The 17031-nt window shown below is 72.3% G+C and carries 11 protein-coding genes; 4 read left to right on the top strand and 7 right to left on the bottom strand.

Annotated elements, in window-relative coordinates:
• Positions 1 to 265: 265 nt before the first annotated feature.
• A complete protein-coding gene (locus ACE1OC_RS37440) occupies positions 266 to 1048 on the bottom strand; it encodes an alpha/beta fold hydrolase (RefSeq protein WP_407840756.1) in 783 nt (260 codons plus the stop codon).
• Positions 1049 to 1472: 424 nt separating this feature from the next.
• Between ACE1OC_RS37440 and ACE1OC_RS37435 the strand changes: the two genes are divergently transcribed.
• Positions 1473 to 3518 (top strand): RICIN domain-containing protein, encoded by a 2046-nt coding sequence (locus tag ACE1OC_RS37435; RefSeq protein ID WP_407840755.1) that lies wholly within the window; start codon positions 1473 to 1475, stop codon positions 3516 to 3518.
• 97 nt (positions 3519 to 3615) lie between these two features.
• Positions 3616 to 4233, top strand: coding sequence for a hypothetical protein (locus ACE1OC_RS37430; RefSeq protein ID WP_407840754.1), 618 nt, complete (start codon positions 3616 to 3618; stop codon positions 4231 to 4233).
• Between the two features lie 491 nt (positions 4234 to 4724).
• Here ACE1OC_RS37430 and ACE1OC_RS37425 read toward each other — a convergent pair whose 3' ends face one another.
• The 6 genes from ACE1OC_RS37425 to ACE1OC_RS37400 all read right to left on the bottom strand — a co-directional run bounded on the left by ACE1OC_RS37425 (position 4725) and on the right by ACE1OC_RS37400 (position 14318).
• Positions 4725 to 6797: a SpoIIE family protein phosphatase gene (locus tag ACE1OC_RS37425; protein ID WP_407840753.1), complete on the bottom strand. Its 2073-nt coding sequence runs from the start codon at positions 6795 to 6797 to the stop codon at positions 4725 to 4727.
• Positions 6798 to 6973: 176 nt separating this feature from the next.
• Positions 6974 to 8416 (bottom strand): serine/threonine-protein kinase, encoded by a 1443-nt coding sequence (locus ACE1OC_RS37420; protein ID WP_407840752.1) that lies wholly within the window; start codon positions 8414 to 8416, stop codon positions 6974 to 6976.
• Positions 8413 to 9222: a serine/threonine protein kinase gene (locus ACE1OC_RS37415; protein ID WP_407840751.1), complete on the bottom strand. Its 810-nt coding sequence runs from the start codon at positions 9220 to 9222 to the stop codon at positions 8413 to 8415. The genes ACE1OC_RS37420 and ACE1OC_RS37415 overlap by 4 nt, the downstream gene beginning before the upstream one ends.
• A 476-nt stretch (positions 9223 to 9698) precedes the next feature.
• On the bottom strand, positions 9699 to 11729 hold the full coding sequence (locus ACE1OC_RS37410) for a family 43 glycosylhydrolase (protein ID WP_407840750.1): 2031 nt from the start codon (positions 11727 to 11729) through the stop codon (positions 9699 to 9701).
• 97 nt (positions 11730 to 11826) lie between these two features.
• Positions 11827 to 13335 carry a peptidoglycan DD-metalloendopeptidase family protein gene (locus ACE1OC_RS37405; RefSeq protein WP_407840749.1) on the bottom strand — a complete coding sequence of 503 codons (1509 nt, stop codon included), beginning with the start codon at positions 13333 to 13335 and terminating at the stop codon, positions 11827 to 11829.
• Positions 13332 to 14318 (bottom strand): alpha/beta hydrolase-fold protein, encoded by a 987-nt coding sequence (locus ACE1OC_RS37400; protein ID WP_250739712.1) that lies wholly within the window; start codon positions 14316 to 14318, stop codon positions 13332 to 13334. Before ACE1OC_RS37400 ends, ACE1OC_RS37405 begins: the two co-directional genes overlap by 4 nt.
• 368 nt (positions 14319 to 14686) lie before the next feature.
• On the opposite strand from ACE1OC_RS37400, the gene ACE1OC_RS37395 reads away from it, so the two are divergent.
• Positions 14687 to 16354 (top strand): peptidase M23, encoded by a 1668-nt coding sequence (locus ACE1OC_RS37395; RefSeq protein ID WP_407840748.1) that lies wholly within the window; start codon positions 14687 to 14689, stop codon positions 16352 to 16354.
• Positions 16355 to 16520: 166 nt separating this feature from the next.
• Complete coding sequence (locus tag ACE1OC_RS37390; RefSeq protein ID WP_407840747.1) at positions 16521 to 17027, top strand: RICIN domain-containing protein; 507 nt, start codon at positions 16521 to 16523, stop codon at positions 17025 to 17027.
• The last annotated feature ends 4 nt before the right edge of the window (positions 17028 to 17031 follow it).

The following is a 17031-nucleotide window of genomic DNA, read 5'->3' as shown; positions in this document are numbered from 1 at the left end:
GGTGGACCCTTCCATCACAAAGTGATTTAAGTTGTGAACGAATACCCTGTCAAGGGTTTGGTATGGACCACATCCAGGGACGCGCCTCCCGAGCAAGTCGCGGCCGCGGTACGGCTGGTGGCGTCCGGCGCCACCGCACTCGCCAGTGGCCCCGCCACCCGGCTGGCCGCCGCGTCCGCGGCGAGACTGCTCGAGGAGCGCTGCGCCACGGTCCATCGTGGCGCAGGCCCGTACCCCTCACCGGCCTGCGCCATCCCGTCGGAGGTCAGTTCGAGCGCTCCACGCGCGCGAGCCATTCGGCGAGGAGGGCGCGCAGGAGGTCCGGCTGCTCGTGAGGCAGGGCGTGTCCCGCGTCGTCGACCACCGCGAGCGAGGCGTGCGGGTACTGGTCGACGAGGTCGCAAGCGGTCGCGTACCCGACCGTCGAGTCCAGCCTCCCCGCCACGACCAGGGTCGGGCTCGCATAGGCCGGCGCGTGATCGGGGGTGAGCTCCCACCGCTCGCCGATCCGCTCCAGCGCCGCCTGATCGACGAGCGCGGCGGACGGGGCGACGTGACGTTCGTACCGTTCGAGCATCTCCGGTGTGTGGATCACGAAGTAGCTCCGGAAGACCTCGTCCCCGATCTCGCCCGGTCCGGCGACGACGACACGGTGCTCCGGGATGTCACGCAGTCCCGGCAGCAAGGGACAGACGAGCGCCAGAGCGGCGACCCGCGCCGGGCGCCTCGCGGCCATCGCCTGCGCGTAGTACGCGCCCGCAGAGTGACCGACGAGGAGGTACGCGGTCCCGCCGGTGACCTCGTCGGCGAAGTCGAGGAGCGTGTCGAGGACGTCGTCGGCGCTGCGCAGCGTCTCGGGAGCGCTCGTCCGGCCCATTCCCGGGAGGTCGGGATAGATCCTCCGGAGCCCTGCAACACCGTCGAAGGCCGGCTCGAAGCACGCCTCGGCCTCGCGGTGGTCGACGCCGGCCCCGTGGAGCACCAGCACGGTCCGACCGGTCCCGTGCTCCACGTAGTGGACCTCCGTCGGGCCCACTCCGATCTCCATCCCCGCATGCTAGCCGCGGGGCCCGGACGTCGGAGCCGTCCACGAGGGTGAGTTCCGCGGCGACGATCAGTCGCACCGGCCGCAAGCACGGCTCGCGGGCCGACCGGGCAGGGCCTTCCTTACGGGTCGTGACCAAGGGAATTCAACAGGTAGCAATTAGGTGAATCCTTGACTGAATTCCCGTCAACAGGACTGCACTTGTTATCTCGATTGGATAACGACCACCCTCGACAAGGCCTGGACCAATACCACGCGACGCGCGTAACTCCCCTTGTTTTATTGCCTGTTGAGTGTTCATCAGATCTGACGGACAAGGTAACGGAACGATTTCTCGAACCCCAACCCTCTTTGTCCGAATTCTCCGCCGCATTCGTCTGGCAGGCTTCCGCGCACCCACTCCTCCGACATTTCAGTTGAGGTGCCCATGACAGGACGACGCGGACGGCGTGAACATCGCCGCAAGCCCCGGCGGTTGATGCTCCTCACCGCCGCCATGGCCTCGGCGGCGGTGATCGCCGCCGGCATCGCCTACTCCGGACTGGGCGACGGTGCCCAGGCCGTGTCCGTACAAGCCGGTGCGGAGGCCGCCGCACCGGCCGCCGCGCCCGCCCGGGACCAAGAGCCCGAACCCCTCGCGGCCGCGCCCGCCAACGAGAGCGCGCGCGGCATGGTCTACGACGGCCTCGCCCCCGCGCCGAAGGGCGACCGGTGTGCCGGCGTCTACCGGACCGGCGCGGGCCTGTGTACCCACGGTCCCGACGCCCCGCCCAAGGGCGTCGACATAAGGAAGGACATCCCGCCCGCCGTCAAGGCCTCGGCTCCGGCGGCCGACCCGGCCCGCCCCGCCGCCGACGACCCGGCGGCCGGCGAAGGCGGCGGGCGTCCTCAGGACGCGCCCGCGGCCGACGCCGACCGTGCGGCCGACAAGTCCGCCGCGCCCGCGCCCTCGGCCACCGGCCAGGCCGTCGCCGCCGGCCCCGCAGGCCAGACCGTCCAGTGCGACGGAGACGGCAGCACGGGCAACCGCGTCCAGGTCGTGTACGTCCACGGCCCCGGCCGTGACCGCTACTCCGCGTACGTGGCCTCGTTCCGCAAATGGGCGGCCGACGCCGACCTCATCTACTCCGCCAGCGCCCAGGAGACCGGAGGCGTCCGGCACATCCGCTACGTGACGGCCTCCGACTGCACCCCGACCGTGCTCAACATCGAGCTCCCGGACTCCGCGCTCGCCGAGTTCAGCGCGACCAACGCCGCCCTCGCCGGCAAGGGGCTCGACCGCCGCGACCGCAAGTACATGATCTTCGCGGACACCCAGGTCTACTGCGGCATAGGCACCTTCAACGGCGACGAGCGGCCCGGCCAGGCCAATCTGAGCAACTTCGGTCCCTCGTACGGGCGTACGGACTCCGGCTGCTGGGGCGGCCACACCGCGGCGCACGAACTCGGCCACAACCTCGGCGCGGTCAACAACAGCGCCCCGAACACCAGCCGCGGCGCGCACTGCACCGACGAGTTCGACGTCATGTGCTACTCGGACACCCCGTACTACCCGCAGATGCGCAACATCTGCACCAACCAGGCCTCCGAGAACATCCTGGACTGCAACCACGACGACTACTTCCACACCAGTCCCAAGGCCGGCAGTTACCTGGCCACGCACTGGAACATCGCCGACAACCAGTTCCTGATGAAGAACAAGGGCGGCGGCACCGACCCCGGTCCGAACCCGAGCCCCTCGCCGACCAAGAAGCCGACGCCCACCCCGACCAAGAAGCCCACGGGCGGACCGGCCGTGACGGTCGGCCAGATCCAGTCGGACTCCGCCGTCGTGAGCTGGCCCAAGGTCGAGGGAGCCGCCTGGTACCAGGTCCTGCTGAACGGCAAGCACCTGGGCTGGGTCCAGTCCCCGGTGCTGCGCGTCTACAACCTCCGGCCCGACACCTCCTACACGGTCGCCGTCTCCGTCCGCGACGGCGCCGGCCGGGACAGCGGAGCCGGCAAGGCCGCGTCCTTCCGTACGAAGGTCACGGGCGGCGGCGCGACCACCCCCGGGACCCGGTACCTGCTCGGGAACGGCAGCACCGGCATGGCCGCCGAGGTGTGGGGCGGGCGCAGTGCCGACGGGACCGTGCTCGTCGGGGCGCGCTCCAACGGGTACGCGCAGCAGCAGTGGTACTTCGACGACGCGGGCAGCGGACTGGTCCGCATCCGCTCCGCGGTCTCCGGCAAGTGCCTGCAGCCGGGCGGCACGCCCGCCGCGGGCATGTGGGTCGCCCAGCAGCCTTGCGGCCGCACCGGTGCGCAGAGCTGGAAGCTGACCGCCCGCGGTGGTGCGGTGAGCGTCACCGACCCGAGCGGCGGCTTCGCGCTGACCGTGAGCAGCCGTCCCTACTACGGGAACTGGCTGCTCGACCTCCAGCGCGCGGACGGCCGTGCGACACAGGCCTGGACCGTGCAGAAGGCCGGCTGACCCTTCCGGCCCCCGGAACCCCCCGAAGTCCCCTCCGGCGGACGGCCGCCCCGCGCGGCCGTCCGCCGGCCCCTCACCCCACCCGGAGCACGCCACGATGCGCACACGAATCGCTTTCCAGGCCCTCCTGACCGCCGTCGGACTGATCCTGCTGTCCCCGGCCGTGGCGCACGCCCACGGCGACACCGTGAAGGTGGTGGTCACCGGGCAGCGGGAAGGCCACGTCACCGCCGACGTGACCTGGGAGAACGACGGCGACGCCGTCGAAGAGGCGGTCGCCGCCACCGTGAACGCGGTCAGCGCCGACGGCGCCCGCACGCTGGGGCCCTGGCGCCTGGTGCGCGATCCCGCCGCGACGCCGGCCGGCTGGACCACGGCCGAGTCCCTGCCGCCCGGTGCCTGGAAGGTCAGTGTGGACGTGGGCTTCCCCGCCCTCGGGCACGGCGAACTCGAAGTCGGCGTACCGGTGGTGGACCCGGCCCCGGCCACCGGCACCCCGGGTCCCCGCCCCGCCGACCCGTCGCCCGCGCCGACCGGAACGCAGACCCCGACCCCGACGCCCACGCCGACACCTACACCTGCGACGGCCTCCGAGGCCCCGGCGGAACCCGGCACGGGTCCCGCCGTCTGGTGGACCACGGCCGGAGTGGCGGCAACGGCCCTGGCCGGGGCGGCGGTCGGCATCCTCCTGCGCCGCAGACGGTCACGCGGCTAGACCGTCCCCGCCGGATCTCGCCGGGCCCGCGGCGCCCGGCACCGCGGGCCCGGCCGTCGCCTACGGTCCTACGTCGGGCCGCTTCTCGGCGTTCGGTTGGGGAACCGGAGGATGCGCGGGGCCATCAGGGGGCTTCTTGGAATGCTCGGGCTGCGCTTGCCCCTCGTTCCCGCCACCCCCGCAGCCCCTTCCGGGCCCCTCACTCCAGCATCGCACCCCCTCCCCCGCGCGTCGTCGAGACGGCCGGCCCAACAGGACGTGCCACCCCCGTGGGTGAGAAGGGGAACCGAATGTGCATTCGACGAATTTTCGCCGCCAATCATCGCCACGGCAGCCCTCGCCGGACTCGGCCTCACAGGCGCCGCCACCGCCACGGCCGCCAGCACACAGGGCGCCCCATCCGTCGTCACTCCCTCCGAGTGCAGCCCCACGGGGCGCCCCGCAGCCACGCGCCGCGGGGCGCTCCGCGCGCGCTCCGGATGCCCGAACCCTCACGGCAGCCCGCCGAGGCGGGCGACCAGGAGTGCCACGTCGTCGTCGGCCGCCGCCGGAACGAGGTGGCTGATCAGCGAGTCGCACAGGTGGTCCAGCTGCCGTTGCGGATCCGCGAGGAGCTGCGTCAGCTCGGCGAGCCGTTCGTCGAGGTCGCGGCCCCGGGCCTCGATCAGTCCGTCGGTGTAGAGCACGAGAAGACTGCCGGGAGGCACGCTGATCTCGGTGGGGGTGAAGTCGATGCCCCCGACCCCCAGGGGCACACCGGGCGGGGTGTCCAGGAGTCGGACCGTGCCGTCGGGGAGCACGAGTGCGGGCGGCGGGTGTCCGGCCCGGGTGACGGTGCAGTGTCCGGTGGCCGGGTCGCAGACGACGTACAGGAACGTGGCGAGCATCGGCTCGGCGAGATCACCGAGGACGGCTTCCAGCTGGTGCAGCAGCCGTACCGGCGAGAGGTCCAGGCGCGCGAGGGCCCGTACGGAGGCGGACAGTCGGCCCATGACCGCGGCGGCGGCGATGCCGTGCCCCATGACGTCGCCGATGAGCAGGGCTGCCTTGCCGTCGGCCACGGGCAGGACGTCGTACCAGTCCCCGCCGATCTCGTTGACGTCGCTCGCGGGGAGGTAGCGGTGGCTGACAGCGATACCGGGGGGCGGGGTGATGTGCTGCGGGAGCATGCTGCGCTGGAGGATGACCGCAGTGTCGTGCTCGTGATGGTAAAGACGGGCGTTGTCGATGCTGAGAGCGGCGCGGGCAGCGAGTTCACCGGCGAGGGTGACGTCTTCGGAGACGAAGGGTCCTATCGGGCGCGTGCGGTAGAAGGTGGCGACGCCGAGCACCGTCTCCCGGGCCACCAAGGGCGCCATGACCAGGGAGTGCACACCCACCGCGACCAGTTGGGCGGGCTTGGCCGAGTGCCGGGCGGCCGGGGCCACGGCCTGTTCGTCGAGACGGGCGGCCAGGAACGGCTGCCGGGCCGCGAGGGCCTGCGTGTAGGGGGCGGCGACGGGGAAGACGAGCGTCCTGCCGAGGGGGGCGAGGATGTCGGTCACCTTGGATCCGGACAGCGGGGCCTTGCCGAGGCGCCGCAGGGCGGCCCCGCCGGTCAGACCCATGCCGGGCTCGTCCCCGCGCGCCAGCGCGTCCAGGACGTCCACGGTGACGGCGTCGGCGAGGCGCGGTACGGCGAGATCGGCGAGTTCCTGCGCGGTGCGCTCCAGGTCGAGGCTGGAGCCGACCCGGATGCTGGCCTCGCTGAGCAGGGCGAGGCGGCGGCGTCCGGCTTCGGCTTCCACGTGGTCGCGCTGCTGCTCGGTGATGTCGACGAGCGAGGCGATGACGCCGATCGGCATGCCGGCGGGATCCTCCACCCGTACGTAGGAGCACGACCACACGCGGTCGTGGTCCGGTTCCGCAGGCGTCCGTCCGACACGGCGACGGTCGAGGACCGGCCGCCCCGTCTCCAGCACCTGCAGCATGGACTCCTCCATCTCGCGGGCGTTCACCTCCGGGAGGATCTGCGCCAGGCGACGACCCACGTGTGCCGATTCCGGCAGACCGTTCATGACTTCGAGCGCGGCGTTGACCTGCAGGAACCGCAGCTGCGAGTCGAGAATCGCGATGCCGACCGGAGAGCGGGCGAACAAGCCGTCCCAGACCGCCGACGACCCCCGGATGCGCCGTGCCGCGTGGGCATCGGCGGCGAAGACCAGCACGGTGGCCACGTCGTACCGGCGGTCGGACACCGGGGAGGCCCAGATCTCCAGCTCCAGCGGGTGCCCGTCGCGGTGCCAGGCGGTCACCGTGCCCATCACGCCCCGTCCGGCTGCCGCGGCTTCCCAGAGCGAGCGGCCCAGGCTGCGATCGGATCCTGGATGGAGGAGGTCCGCGATGTTGCGCCCCAGCATCTGCGGAGGGGCGTAGCCGAGCAATTCCTGCGCGACCTGGTTCCAGCGCACGATCGTTCCGTCCGCGCTGGTGGCCACCAGGGCGACCGGCAGCGCGCCCAGCCATCCGCCGGCCGCCTGCGCGGCGCTGCTGATCAGCTCGTCGACCGGGACGCGCTCGTTCATCTGGCACCTGTACCCAACGCCGCAGTCTCCCCTGCGCCCACGGCCACCGTGAGGCCCGAGCCGCTCGGGCGGGCCCTCCGGGAACCGGGTCCTACGGATCCATCGTCCGCCCGATCGGTATGACACCGCCTCCCGGGGCTTTCGGACGGACGCGCTCCCGAGGGCGACCGGGGGCGTCAGCGCCCGGTCGCGGGGGCCGGGCAGCCCTGCAGCGCCGGGCGGTCCTTCGTGCGGACTGCGGGCAGCCACGCTGTGGGGGGTGTGGAACCGGGCGGGAGACGGACGTGGAACCAGCGGGTGGACTGCAGGTCCGCCTCGTCGATGACGGCCCGGCCGTCGGGCAGCTGGCAGTCGACGGCGAGGACGTCGCCGTGCCACACCCGGGACGGTACGACGTTGTCCGCGGTGTACTGGCGCATCGGGTCGATGGCCAGGCCCAGACTGCACTGCGGGTCCCGGTCGGCCCGCTCCTGGCAGCCCTTCTCCGCGTTGAACACCTTGATCGTGCCGGTCACCGCGCCCCCCGGGCCGTCCAGTGCGGAGGAGCTCGCCCGTGCCGCGTCCGACCACAGGGTCGTACCGGCGATCCCGCAGAGCGCGGTGGTGAGGATCGCGGCGCGGGCCCGGCCCCACAGCCGTCCGGCGCCCCTCCCGCCCGTCCCCTGTTCGGCGGTGATGCGGGCGAGCAGGCTCTCGGCGGTGTGCCGGGCACGTGCCGCGTGGGTCGGGGCGAGGCAGTCGGCGGCCAGGGCGCGCCAGAACGGCGGCACGGCCTGGTCCATGCGCAGCGGAGCGCGCCCTTCTCCGTACTCCTGGACGGCGGCGCCCCGTGCCATGGGCGTGGCGCCGGAGAACGGGGAGGCGCCGGAGCCGAACACCTCGTGGATGATGATGCCCAGGGCCCAGATGTCGGCACTCGGCCGGACCTTCACACCGAGCTCCCCGAGGGGTGCCCGCCAGCGCTCGGGCGGAAGGTAGTCCAGGGTGCCCATGGGGGGCGCGTACCCGTGGGTTCCCGTCATCTGGGTGGCCAGCCCGAAGTCCGAGAGCTTCACGGAGCGGTCGCGGTCCAGCAGGACGTTCTCCGGCTTCAGGTCTGCGTGAACCCAGCCCGACCGGTGGAGGTGGGCGAGGCCCTCGCAGATCCCCGCGATCAGCCGGGGGCGGTCGGCCTCGGCCACCCCCGCGTCGAGGAGTTCCCGCAGGCTGCCGGCGGCCCGCTCCATGACCAGCACGATCGCGCCGTCCAGGGCGGGGCGGTCCGGTGCCTCGAGGACGAAGGAGTCCACGAGGCGGATCAGCCGTGCGTGCCCGGCCCTGCGTCCCAGTTCGACCTCGCGGCGGGCGGACTCCACGATCCTGCGCGTCTGGCGCGGGGCATACCCGGCGGTCGGCATGATTTTGAGAGCGATGTCGGCGGGTGCCGCGGACGGATGCGCGGGGGCCCGGCCGGTCCGGTCCGGTTGCCTGTCGGCGGGCCGAGCGGCGTAGACCGTGGACCAGCCTCCGGCCCCGATCAGGTCGGTGATCGTCCAGCCCCGCACCCGGTGACCGGGCGGGAGCAGGTCCGTACCGTCGCATTCCGTGATGTCGTCGCGCAGGGTGCGGGGCGTCGTCATCGCGCGCCCTGCCGCTCCCGCCCGCCGGCCCCCGTCAGGGGTGGCAGCAGCGTCAGGTGCTCCTCGCGCACGAGCCCGAACCGCAGGGCGAGCCCGACGATCTCCTCCCGCTTGCCGTTGCGGCGGTCGCCCTTGCCGGGTTCGCGCGGGTCCGAGGCACCGATGCGCAGCTTCTCCTCGGCGAGGTAGTCGATGTGCGAGCTGACCGCGCGCGCGGTCAGGGTGGCGCAGGCGACGTGGCCCCTGAGCCGCTCGACGATCTGGGGCGTGGTGGGGACCGCGACGCGGGACTGGTCGCGCAGGCGCGGTTCGCAGAGCGCGAGGAGTACCAGGAAGTAGGTGGCCGTCTCGTCCAGCGAGTAGGCGGTGACCGTGAGGCGGCCCCAAGGGGCGCCCATGGCCTCCGGGTCCAGGTAGACGTGATCGGGAGCGAACACCTGGAAGGAGACGGGGACGTCGCTGCGGGTGGGCAGCACGACGCGCGAGAACTCGAACGGGACGGGTGCCCCGACCCTTCGGGGCGGAACCCTCAGGTACTCCCCGGCGCCCTCCGGGTTCTCCACGAGGTAGCTGTGGGTGGCGCTGTGGTTCGTCAACTGCCAGTGGTCGTCGGCCACGCGGATCTCCCCCGCGAGCCGGGAGATCGCCGCGTCGGCGAGGCGGAGCTCCACGGGGACCTTCGCGGATCCGCGTCCGAAGCGGGCGACTTCGCCCGGTCCGAGCCGTAACGTCACCGCATCGCCGTACGGTTCGCCGCCGTCGGCGCCACTGCACCCCTGCGGCAGATGGACGACCACCCCGCTCACCGCTCCCCCCGTTCCACGCGTCGTGCCGGACCGACGAGTGGAACAATACTCATCTCTCGAGGGAGTTCATCGGCGCAGTTCAGCCACTTCGGCCGGGACGGCCCCTCAGGTCGGACGGCCCGCACCAGCTGCCCCGGGAGGCGCTCCGCGCCCCTTGCCGGGAGGCTCGCCGGCCCCCTCCTCGCGGACGGCTCCCCCTGTGTCCCGGGTCACTGCGACCCTCGTGCGGCGACGGCGGTTTGCGGTCGTTTTCGACTCTCTGGCGAGCGGTACGGGGGAAGTTGTCGTGCCGCGGCGATCGAGCGCGGGATGCCGCCACCGCGGGCGGGCGTGCGGGATCGGGCCCTTGCACCCCCTTTCGCGGACGTCGCGTACGGAACCTGCCGGGGTGGGGAAGGTCACCGTGCCCGGGGAGCCACGGCCCCCGCGGAACCGCCCTTTCGCCCCTTTCACGTGGCGCGATCCGCACTCCGGGTTCAGAGTGCGGGGCGGCCCGATACGACGGGTGCGACCGTCCGGTCTCCGAAGGCCGTCCACGGCCGCCACCCGCCGCTCGGCCGATCCTGGACGCGGGTGCGCATCCTGCCTTCGGTGGTGACGGCGAAGACGTGCGTGCGTCCGGTGGGGTCGAGCGCGGCCGCGGGCGTGGCGGCGAGCCGGATGCCGGGCTCCCCGAACTCCCCGCCGGAAGCCCAGCTTCCGCCGGGAGCGGTCTGCCAGCGGTGGTCGAGCCGGGCGCCCCCGGGCGTCAGCGAGAACGCCTCGAGGCGGCCGTCGGTGTTGGCGGCGAACGCCGGGGCGGCGGCGCTCCAGCCGAACATCGGCAGCCACTCGTCCCAGCCTCCGTTCGGCACGGACTGCCGCCGGCCGAAGGTTCCGACGCCCGACGGTCCGATCGCGGCGACGGTGAGCCGGCCGCTGCCGTCCCTGGCCACCCGCGGCGCGGCGCCGGACGCGGTGCCGAAGCGCTGCCACGCGGCGGTCCAGGCGCCGCCCGGCGTCTCCTGCCACCGGTGGAAGATCCCGGCGCCGCCGGGCGAGAGGGCGAACACCTCCAGCCGGCCGTCGGCGTTCGCCGCGACCACCGGCGGCGCGCCCGCGGCACCGCCGAAGTCCGTTTCCCACGGGTCCCAGGCCAGGGATCCCGGTGCCCCCTGCCGTCGCCGGGCGACGGAGGCTCCGCCGGGGCTCAGGGCGAACGCCTCCAGCCGGCCGTCGGCGCCGCGGGCGACGGCCGGGGCCGCGCCGGCCGGGCCGCCGAACTCCTCCCAGTCGTACCAGCCGCCGTCCGGACGCTGGGCCCGGTGGTGCAGGTTGGCTCCCCCGGGGGCGAGCGAGAACACCTCGAGCGCGCCGTCGGCGTTGCGGCCGAGCGTGGGGACCGCACCGGCCGGCCCTCCGAACGTCTCCCACGGCGACCAGCCGTCGGTGTCCGGGTCGAGCTGGACGCGGCGGAGCATCGAGCGGTCGGAGGCGTCCAGCGCGAACACCTTGAGGCGGCCGGCGGCGTCGAGGCCGGCCACCGGGTTGTCGGTGCTCTGCCACGGCGGTGGCGCGTCCCGCCACTGGAGGGGCGCCACGTGCAGCCCGCCCCGGAACCAGCCCGCGGCGCTCGCGTACCAGGTGTCCCCGTCGGCGACCACTTCCACGGCGTGACCGGGTACGTGGCCCGCGTAGCCGTCCAGGTCGAAGTGGAAGGGGTCCCGGGACGCCAGCACGTCCGTGCCCTCGTAGCCGCCCCGCGGCCCGATGAACAGGTAGTACCAGCCGTCCCGTTCCACGACGTACGGAGACTCGGTGACCGAGACCGTCGTGTCCGTGGTCGCGTCGGTGAACACGGTGCCCGGTGCGCTCCAGTGCACCAGATCCGCGGACCGTCGGCAGGCCACGACATGGTGGCCGCCCGGGCCGGAGAGTTCCGTGTAGTACATGACCCACTCGCCGTCGACCCGCAGGACCATCGGGTCACGCGCCGCGAGCCCGCGGAACAGCGGGCCGGAGGGCTCGCGCGTCCAGGTGAACAGGTCGGACGAGGTGGCGAGGCTGATCGCGGCGCCGCTCGCGCCGCCGGCCGCGTAGAACATCCAGAACCTGCCGCCCGCCTCCACGACGTGGGGCGCCCACAGGTGCTCCTCGCCGAAGTAGGACGGGGCGAGGGTGAGTGCGTCGGCATGGGTGGTCCACGGCCCGTTCGGGCTCGGCGCGGAGGCGTGGGCGAAGGAGGTCTCCCTCGTGCTGTCGGGGGATTCACCGCGCGGCGCGCTGCGTCCGACGATGCTGAACAGGTGCCAGCGGCCCTGCGCCTTGATCAGCGTGTGGTCGTTGAGATAGCGCGGTCCCTCCGCGGTCGAGGGGTCGTAGACGTACGTGAAGGGTCCCGCGCCGACCCATCGAGGGGGCGGTGCGGCGTCGGCGGCCCGGGCCGCGGCCCGGCCGTCGCCCAGGAAGGGCAGTGCGACCGCCCCTGCGGCGCCCACCAACAGGTTCCGTCTGCTGATCGGAAGCATGAGTCTCTCCAGGCAGGCCGCCCGGCCGGCCGGGCCCTTGCGGGCACGGCCGACCACGGGTCGGGTGGGGCGGTCGGAGGGCGTCGGGAGCGGGCCGTCAGTCGAGGGCGGGGCCGGCGGTGTCGTTGACCCAGACCCAGTCGGACCAGCTGGAGAAGCCGGTCTGCCATCGGTGGTAGGTGCCGGCGCGGCTGGTCCCGAAGACCTCGATCCGCCCGTCGGCGTTGGCCACCGCCGTGACTTCGGTGCCGCCTCCGCCGAAGGCGGACCAGGCTCCGTAGGACGCGTTGACGGCCGTCTGCCAGGCGTGCACGGCCGTAGTGCCGTTCATCGCGAAGACCTCGACGCGTCCGTCCGCTGTGCGCGCACTGGTGAGTTGCGCGTCGGCGGGACCACCGGTCGGCTCCCAGTTCGACCAACTGGACTGACTCGTCTGGTACTTGTGGAACACGCCTTCCGGGCCGGAGGCGAAGACCTCCAGGCGGCCGTCGGCGTTGTGATCGACGGTGAGGTCGTGGCCGCCTCCTCCGAAGGCGTCCCAGTTCGACCACCCGCCGTTGGGGGCCGTCTGATACTTGTGCTGGAAGGTGCCGGCGCTCAGGGCGAACACCTCCAGCCGGCCGTCGGGCGACTTCTCCATCTCCAGGCGGCCGTCGGCGGGGCCTCCGCCGGTGGGCTCCCAGTCCGACCAGCCGCCGTTGGGGGCGACCTGGTACCTGTGGAAGATGCCGGACGGGTTGGAGGCGTAGACCTCGATCCGGCCGTCGGCGTTCACTCCGGCCGCCGTGTCGCGCCCGCCGCCGCCGAAGGTCTCCCAGTTCGACCAGCCGCCGGAGGGAGAGAGCTGCCAGCGGTGCTGGAAGGTATCGCCGGCCAGGGCGAACATCTCCAGGCGGCCGTCGGCGTTGGAGGCGATCGCCAGTTCGGCGTTGCCCGGCCCGCCGAGCTGCTCCCAGGCCGACCAGTTGCCGTTCGCTTCCTGCTGCCAGGCGTGCTGCACACCATCGGCGCCGGCGGCGAACACCTCGAGTCGTCCGTCCGCCGACCTCGCCGACACCACCCGGCCCGACTCCGCCGGATGCACCAACGGCTTGGGCCTCGGACCGCTGCCCGGGGTGCACGGCAGCACGACGCCGCGCTCCGCGAGGTAGGCCTCGGGGTCGATGCCGTAGGAAGTGGACTGGTCCCCCCAGATCCGCAGGTGGAGATGGGGGCCGTCGACGTTGGTGCCCTCCGCGCCCACGAGGGCGATCTGCTGGCCGGCCACGACGTGGTCGCCCTCGAAGACGTCCCGCCGGGACATGTGCCCGTACTCGGAGATCCTCCCGTCGGGGTGCAGGATGCGGATCCACTGGCCGTAGTCGCCGACGTATCCGGAGATGGTCACCACGCCGTCGCCCACCGCGTAGATCGGTGTGCCGACGTCGGCACCGATGTCGACGCCGTTGTGGCCGCTGTGGAAGTGCTGGGTCACCGGCCCGGTGGTCGGGCAGGCCGCGGTGAGTTCGGCGGTCCGTGCCTCGGCCGAACCCGTGGCGGCCAGCGCCGACAGCGCGGACAGGAGTACGGCAGCGGCCGTGAGGACGCGGCTCAGGGAGCCGTTCACGCCTTGCGCAGCCGGTCAATGATGCCGTTGATGTCGTGCTCCAGCAGATCCCGGCGGACATAGTGGCCGCCGCCCACCTCGTGCTGCTCGTAGGGGATGCCCACGCGGTCGAGGTTCCACTTGAACTCCCGCTGGGTGGCCAGCACCAGGGTCTCGTTGGCGTAACCCTGGATGTCCTCGGGGCTGGTTCCGGCGACCAGGAAGACCCGCTTGTTCCGGTAGCTCTCGATGCGCTCGCACGGGTTGTCCGCGCTGACCCGGGCCTGGTCCCAGAAGGGCGCACCGTAGATGGTGCCGCCGTTCAGCTCCACCGCGGCGGAGGAGGCGTTGGCCCAGTGGGTCACCAGATCGCCATTGCCCCCGCGCAGGTTGGCCGGACCGGAGTGGGCGCTGACCGAGGCGAAGTGGCCGTAGTACTTGGCCGCGTACTTCAGGGCGCCGAAGCCGCCCATGGAGAACCCGGAGACGGCGCGGCCGTCGTACTCGGCGTAGGTGCGGAAGTTCGCGTCGACCCACGGGATCAGCTGCCCGATGTGGAAGTGCTCCCAGTTCCGGGCGCCGATGTTGGAGCTCACCGGGTTGGAGTACCAGCCGGCGCGCCCGCCGTCGGGCATCACGACGATGATGTCCTTCCAGGCGGTCAGACCCCGGATGTCGTGGAACCGGTCGAAGGTGATGAAGTCCTCCAGGCCGCCGTGGAGCAGGTAGAGGACGGGGTAGCGGCGCCCGCTGGTGTGGTAGCCGTCGGGCAGCAGCACGTTGACGGCCGGGGTCCAGCCGCCGATGGCGGAAGTCTGGAACCGGTAGTACCACATCCGGTGATCCTGCTCGCCGCGTTCCGTGATGTGCAGGCCGGGGATGTCACCGACGGCGGAAGCGGTCGACGCGGCGGCGAGGACTCCCGCGCCGCCCATGGCCATCGCGGCCGTGAGGCCACCGGCGGTCTTCAGGATGTTCCTGCGGCTGGGGTGCTGCGCGCTCACTGTGTCCTCCTGGTCGGGAGCCTGACGATGCGTCTGGAAGGTAGCAACGGTGCACGGGTCCGCAGACCCCGGAAGGTTCCGGACTGACAGGTGTGCGCACCTCGACTAAGGGCGGGTGGGGGGAGCTGCCGGACCGCCGCCGGCGTCGTCGAGGTGTCAGCCGATGCGGTCGACAAGGTAGTCGCCGGGGCGCCGCAGAAGCATCCGGAACGATCCGGAGTGACACGGGCGATGGTGCCCGGTGAACTCTGTGTGCCCGGACTCCTCCGGCCGCTGCCCGATGCGCGTCGGACAGGGCAGCCGCCGCGGTCGGCAGCCGAAGGCCGAACGGATACCGCGCACTTCACTTCACGACAGAAGGGAACACCATGGCGATATCCGGCTTGTGCCGCATGTTCACCAGACTGGCCTTCGCGGCCGGCATATGGGCGCTGGTCATCGGTATGACCGCCTCGGTCGCCTCCGCCGCGTCGCCCGCACCCGTTCCGGGCCCGGGCGGCGACCGCTCCGGCGTCTCGCGGTACTTCAGCGGCCCGCAGGGCTTCGCCATTCCGACCGTGCCGTGCGATCCGGCCGGCCCGTCGGCCACCGACGGCATCATGGCCGACCAGCTCAATCCCCAGCTGCAGGCGAAGATGGCCGGCTACATGAACGCCTACAAGGTGTCCTGCGCGCGAAAGGTGACGCAGGCGGTGAAGGACCGGGGCCTGAACCAGCGGGCCGCGACCATCGCCATCGCCACGGTCATCGTGGAGTCCAGCCTCAACAACTACGCCCAGGCGGTCGACTACACCAGCCTCGGGCTGTTCCAGCAGCAGGACTGGTGGGGAACCCGGGAGGAGCGTCTGGACCCGGCCTACGCCACCAACGCCTTCTTCGACGAGGTGGAACGGATGTATCCGGGCGGCTCGTGGAACAACGAGGCGATCGGAGAGGTGTGCTGGCACGTTCAGCGGCCGAGGGAGGACCTGCGCGGCCTGTACGCCATCGAGGCGGGCGACGCGGCACTCATCGCCAACGCCCTGTGGTCCGGTACGAGCGCAAGCGGCCCCCAGCACCCGTACGCGTCGGGCCGGGTGACCACCGGGCGGTCCGCGGACGGGCGGCTCGAGGCCTTCGCCGCCGGCGCGGACGGCGTGTACCACGCGTGGCAGACGGCGGTGAACGGCGACTGGTCGCAGTGGCGCTTCGAAGGGGGGCCGCGCAACGCGCAGTTGGCCGTGGCAGCCAACGCGGACGGCCGGCTGGAGGTGTTCGCGCTGTCGGACAGCACCTTCGACCACATGTGGCAGACCGCACCCGGCGGGAGCTGGTCGGCTTGGGCGAACTTCGGCGGCGGAGGATACCGACTGGCCGCGGGCAACAATGCCGACGGCCGCATCGAGGTGTTCGCCTCGAACACGACGGGCGTGTTCCACCGGTGGCAGACCGCACCGAGCGGCGGTTGGGCCAACTGGGAGGGCACCGCCGGCGGCCCGGCGAACTCCCGGCTCGCCATCGAGACCGCGGCCGACGGGCGCCTCGAGGTCTTCGCACTCTCCGACGCGACCTTCGAGCACCTCTACCAGACCGGAGTCAACGGCGGCTGGTCCGCCTGGGAGAACTTCGGGGGCGGCGGTCACGACCTGTCCGCCGGCTACAACCAGGACGGCAGGCTCGAGGTGTTCGCCTCCAATGCCAACGGCGTGTTCCACCGCTGGCAGACCAGCCCGACCTCGTGGTCGGATTGGGCGGGCATGGGCGGCATCACCAACGCCGAACTGACCGTCGCGCGGTCGGCCGACGGCCGGGTCGAGGTGTACGCGATCAACGCCAACGCCGCGAGCCACGCCTGGCAGACGCGCCCGAACGCCCCGTTCTCGGAGTGGGAGACCTTCGGTGGCGGCGGCACCGAGATCGCCGCCGGCGCCAACGCCGACGGCCGCATCGAGGTGCTCGCCACCAGCCACGCCGGTGTCTACCACCGGTGGCAGACCGGCTTCTCCACGTGGTCGGAGTGGGCCTGGCTGAACGATGCCGGGCCGGCGATGAGCTAGGACGGGGCGGTCTTCGGTGGGCCGCCCCTCGATCGTGCGACATTGCCGCAGGGCGTCGCGAACGCCGCTGTGTCACTCCGGATGGTTCCGGGTGCCCAACCCCCTCCCCCGACTCCTAGCTTGTGGCCCAGCCAGTCCCACGGACACGAAGGAGACGACGGATCACATGCGCGTCACACGAACTCTTCTGCTCGGCGGGGCCTTTGCCCTCGCCTCCCTCACCCCGGCGACCGGCGCCCTGGCCGCCACCTCCGCCACCTCCGCCACCTCCGGCTCGGCCGGCGGGGCCGGCACCGCCGTCCAGGCAAGGACGTACGACGCCGTCCAGTCCTTCCGGAACCAGGCCACGAGCCGGTGCATGGACGACACCGCCAACGGCTTCCGCACCTGGAGCTGCAACGGCTCGAATCCGCAGCAGTGGAGCGTGCACGTCTGGGGTGACGGGACCCGCCAGTTGGCGAACATCAACACCGGCCGCTGCATCGAGGACACCAACAGCGGCTTCCGCACCGCGGTCTGCAACTCCAGCCCGGAGCAGAGCTGGTGGATCAAGGTCTGGGACGACGGCACCGTCCGCTTCCAGAACCAGCACACCTCGCGCTGCATCGACGACAGCTCCCAGGGCTTCCGTACCTGGGCGTGCAACAGCCTTCCGTACCAGAGCTGGTCCTGAGCCC

This window comes from Streptomyces stoeckheimensis (assembly GCF_045822005.1).
Lineage (GTDB): Bacteria > Actinomycetota > Actinomycetes > Streptomycetales > Streptomycetaceae > Streptomyces > Streptomyces stoeckheimensis.
Note: the sequence above shows the minus strand (reverse complement) of the source record. Positions and strands in the feature narration are given on the sequence as shown.

What these genes read in the sequence shown, in the direction of transcription:
- ACE1OC_RS37390 (WP_407840747.1), top strand. Translation starts at nt 16,521, where the DNA reads ATGCGCGTCACACGAACTCTTCTGCTCGGCGGGGCCTTTGCCCTCGCC.
- ACE1OC_RS37425 (WP_407840753.1), bottom strand. Translation starts at nt 6,797, where the DNA reads ATGAACGAGCGCGTCCCGGTCGACGAGCTGATCAGCAGCGCCGCGCAG.
- ACE1OC_RS37440 (WP_407840756.1), bottom strand. Translation starts at nt 1,048, where the DNA reads ATGGAGATCGGAGTGGGCCCGACGGAGGTCCACTACGTGGAGCACGGG.
- ACE1OC_RS37410 (WP_407840750.1), bottom strand. Translation starts at nt 11,729, where the DNA reads ATGCTTCCGATCAGCAGACGGAACCTGTTGGTGGGCGCCGCAGGGGCG.
- ACE1OC_RS37435 (WP_407840755.1), top strand. Translation starts at nt 1,473, where the DNA reads ATGACAGGACGACGCGGACGGCGTGAACATCGCCGCAAGCCCCGGCGG.
- ACE1OC_RS37430 (WP_407840754.1), top strand. Translation starts at nt 3,616, where the DNA reads ATGCGCACACGAATCGCTTTCCAGGCCCTCCTGACCGCCGTCGGACTG.
- ACE1OC_RS37420 (WP_407840752.1), bottom strand. Translation starts at nt 8,416, where the DNA reads ATGACGACGCCCCGCACCCTGCGCGACGACATCACGGAATGCGACGGT.
- ACE1OC_RS37395 (WP_407840748.1), top strand. Translation starts at nt 14,687, where the DNA reads ATGGCGATATCCGGCTTGTGCCGCATGTTCACCAGACTGGCCTTCGCG.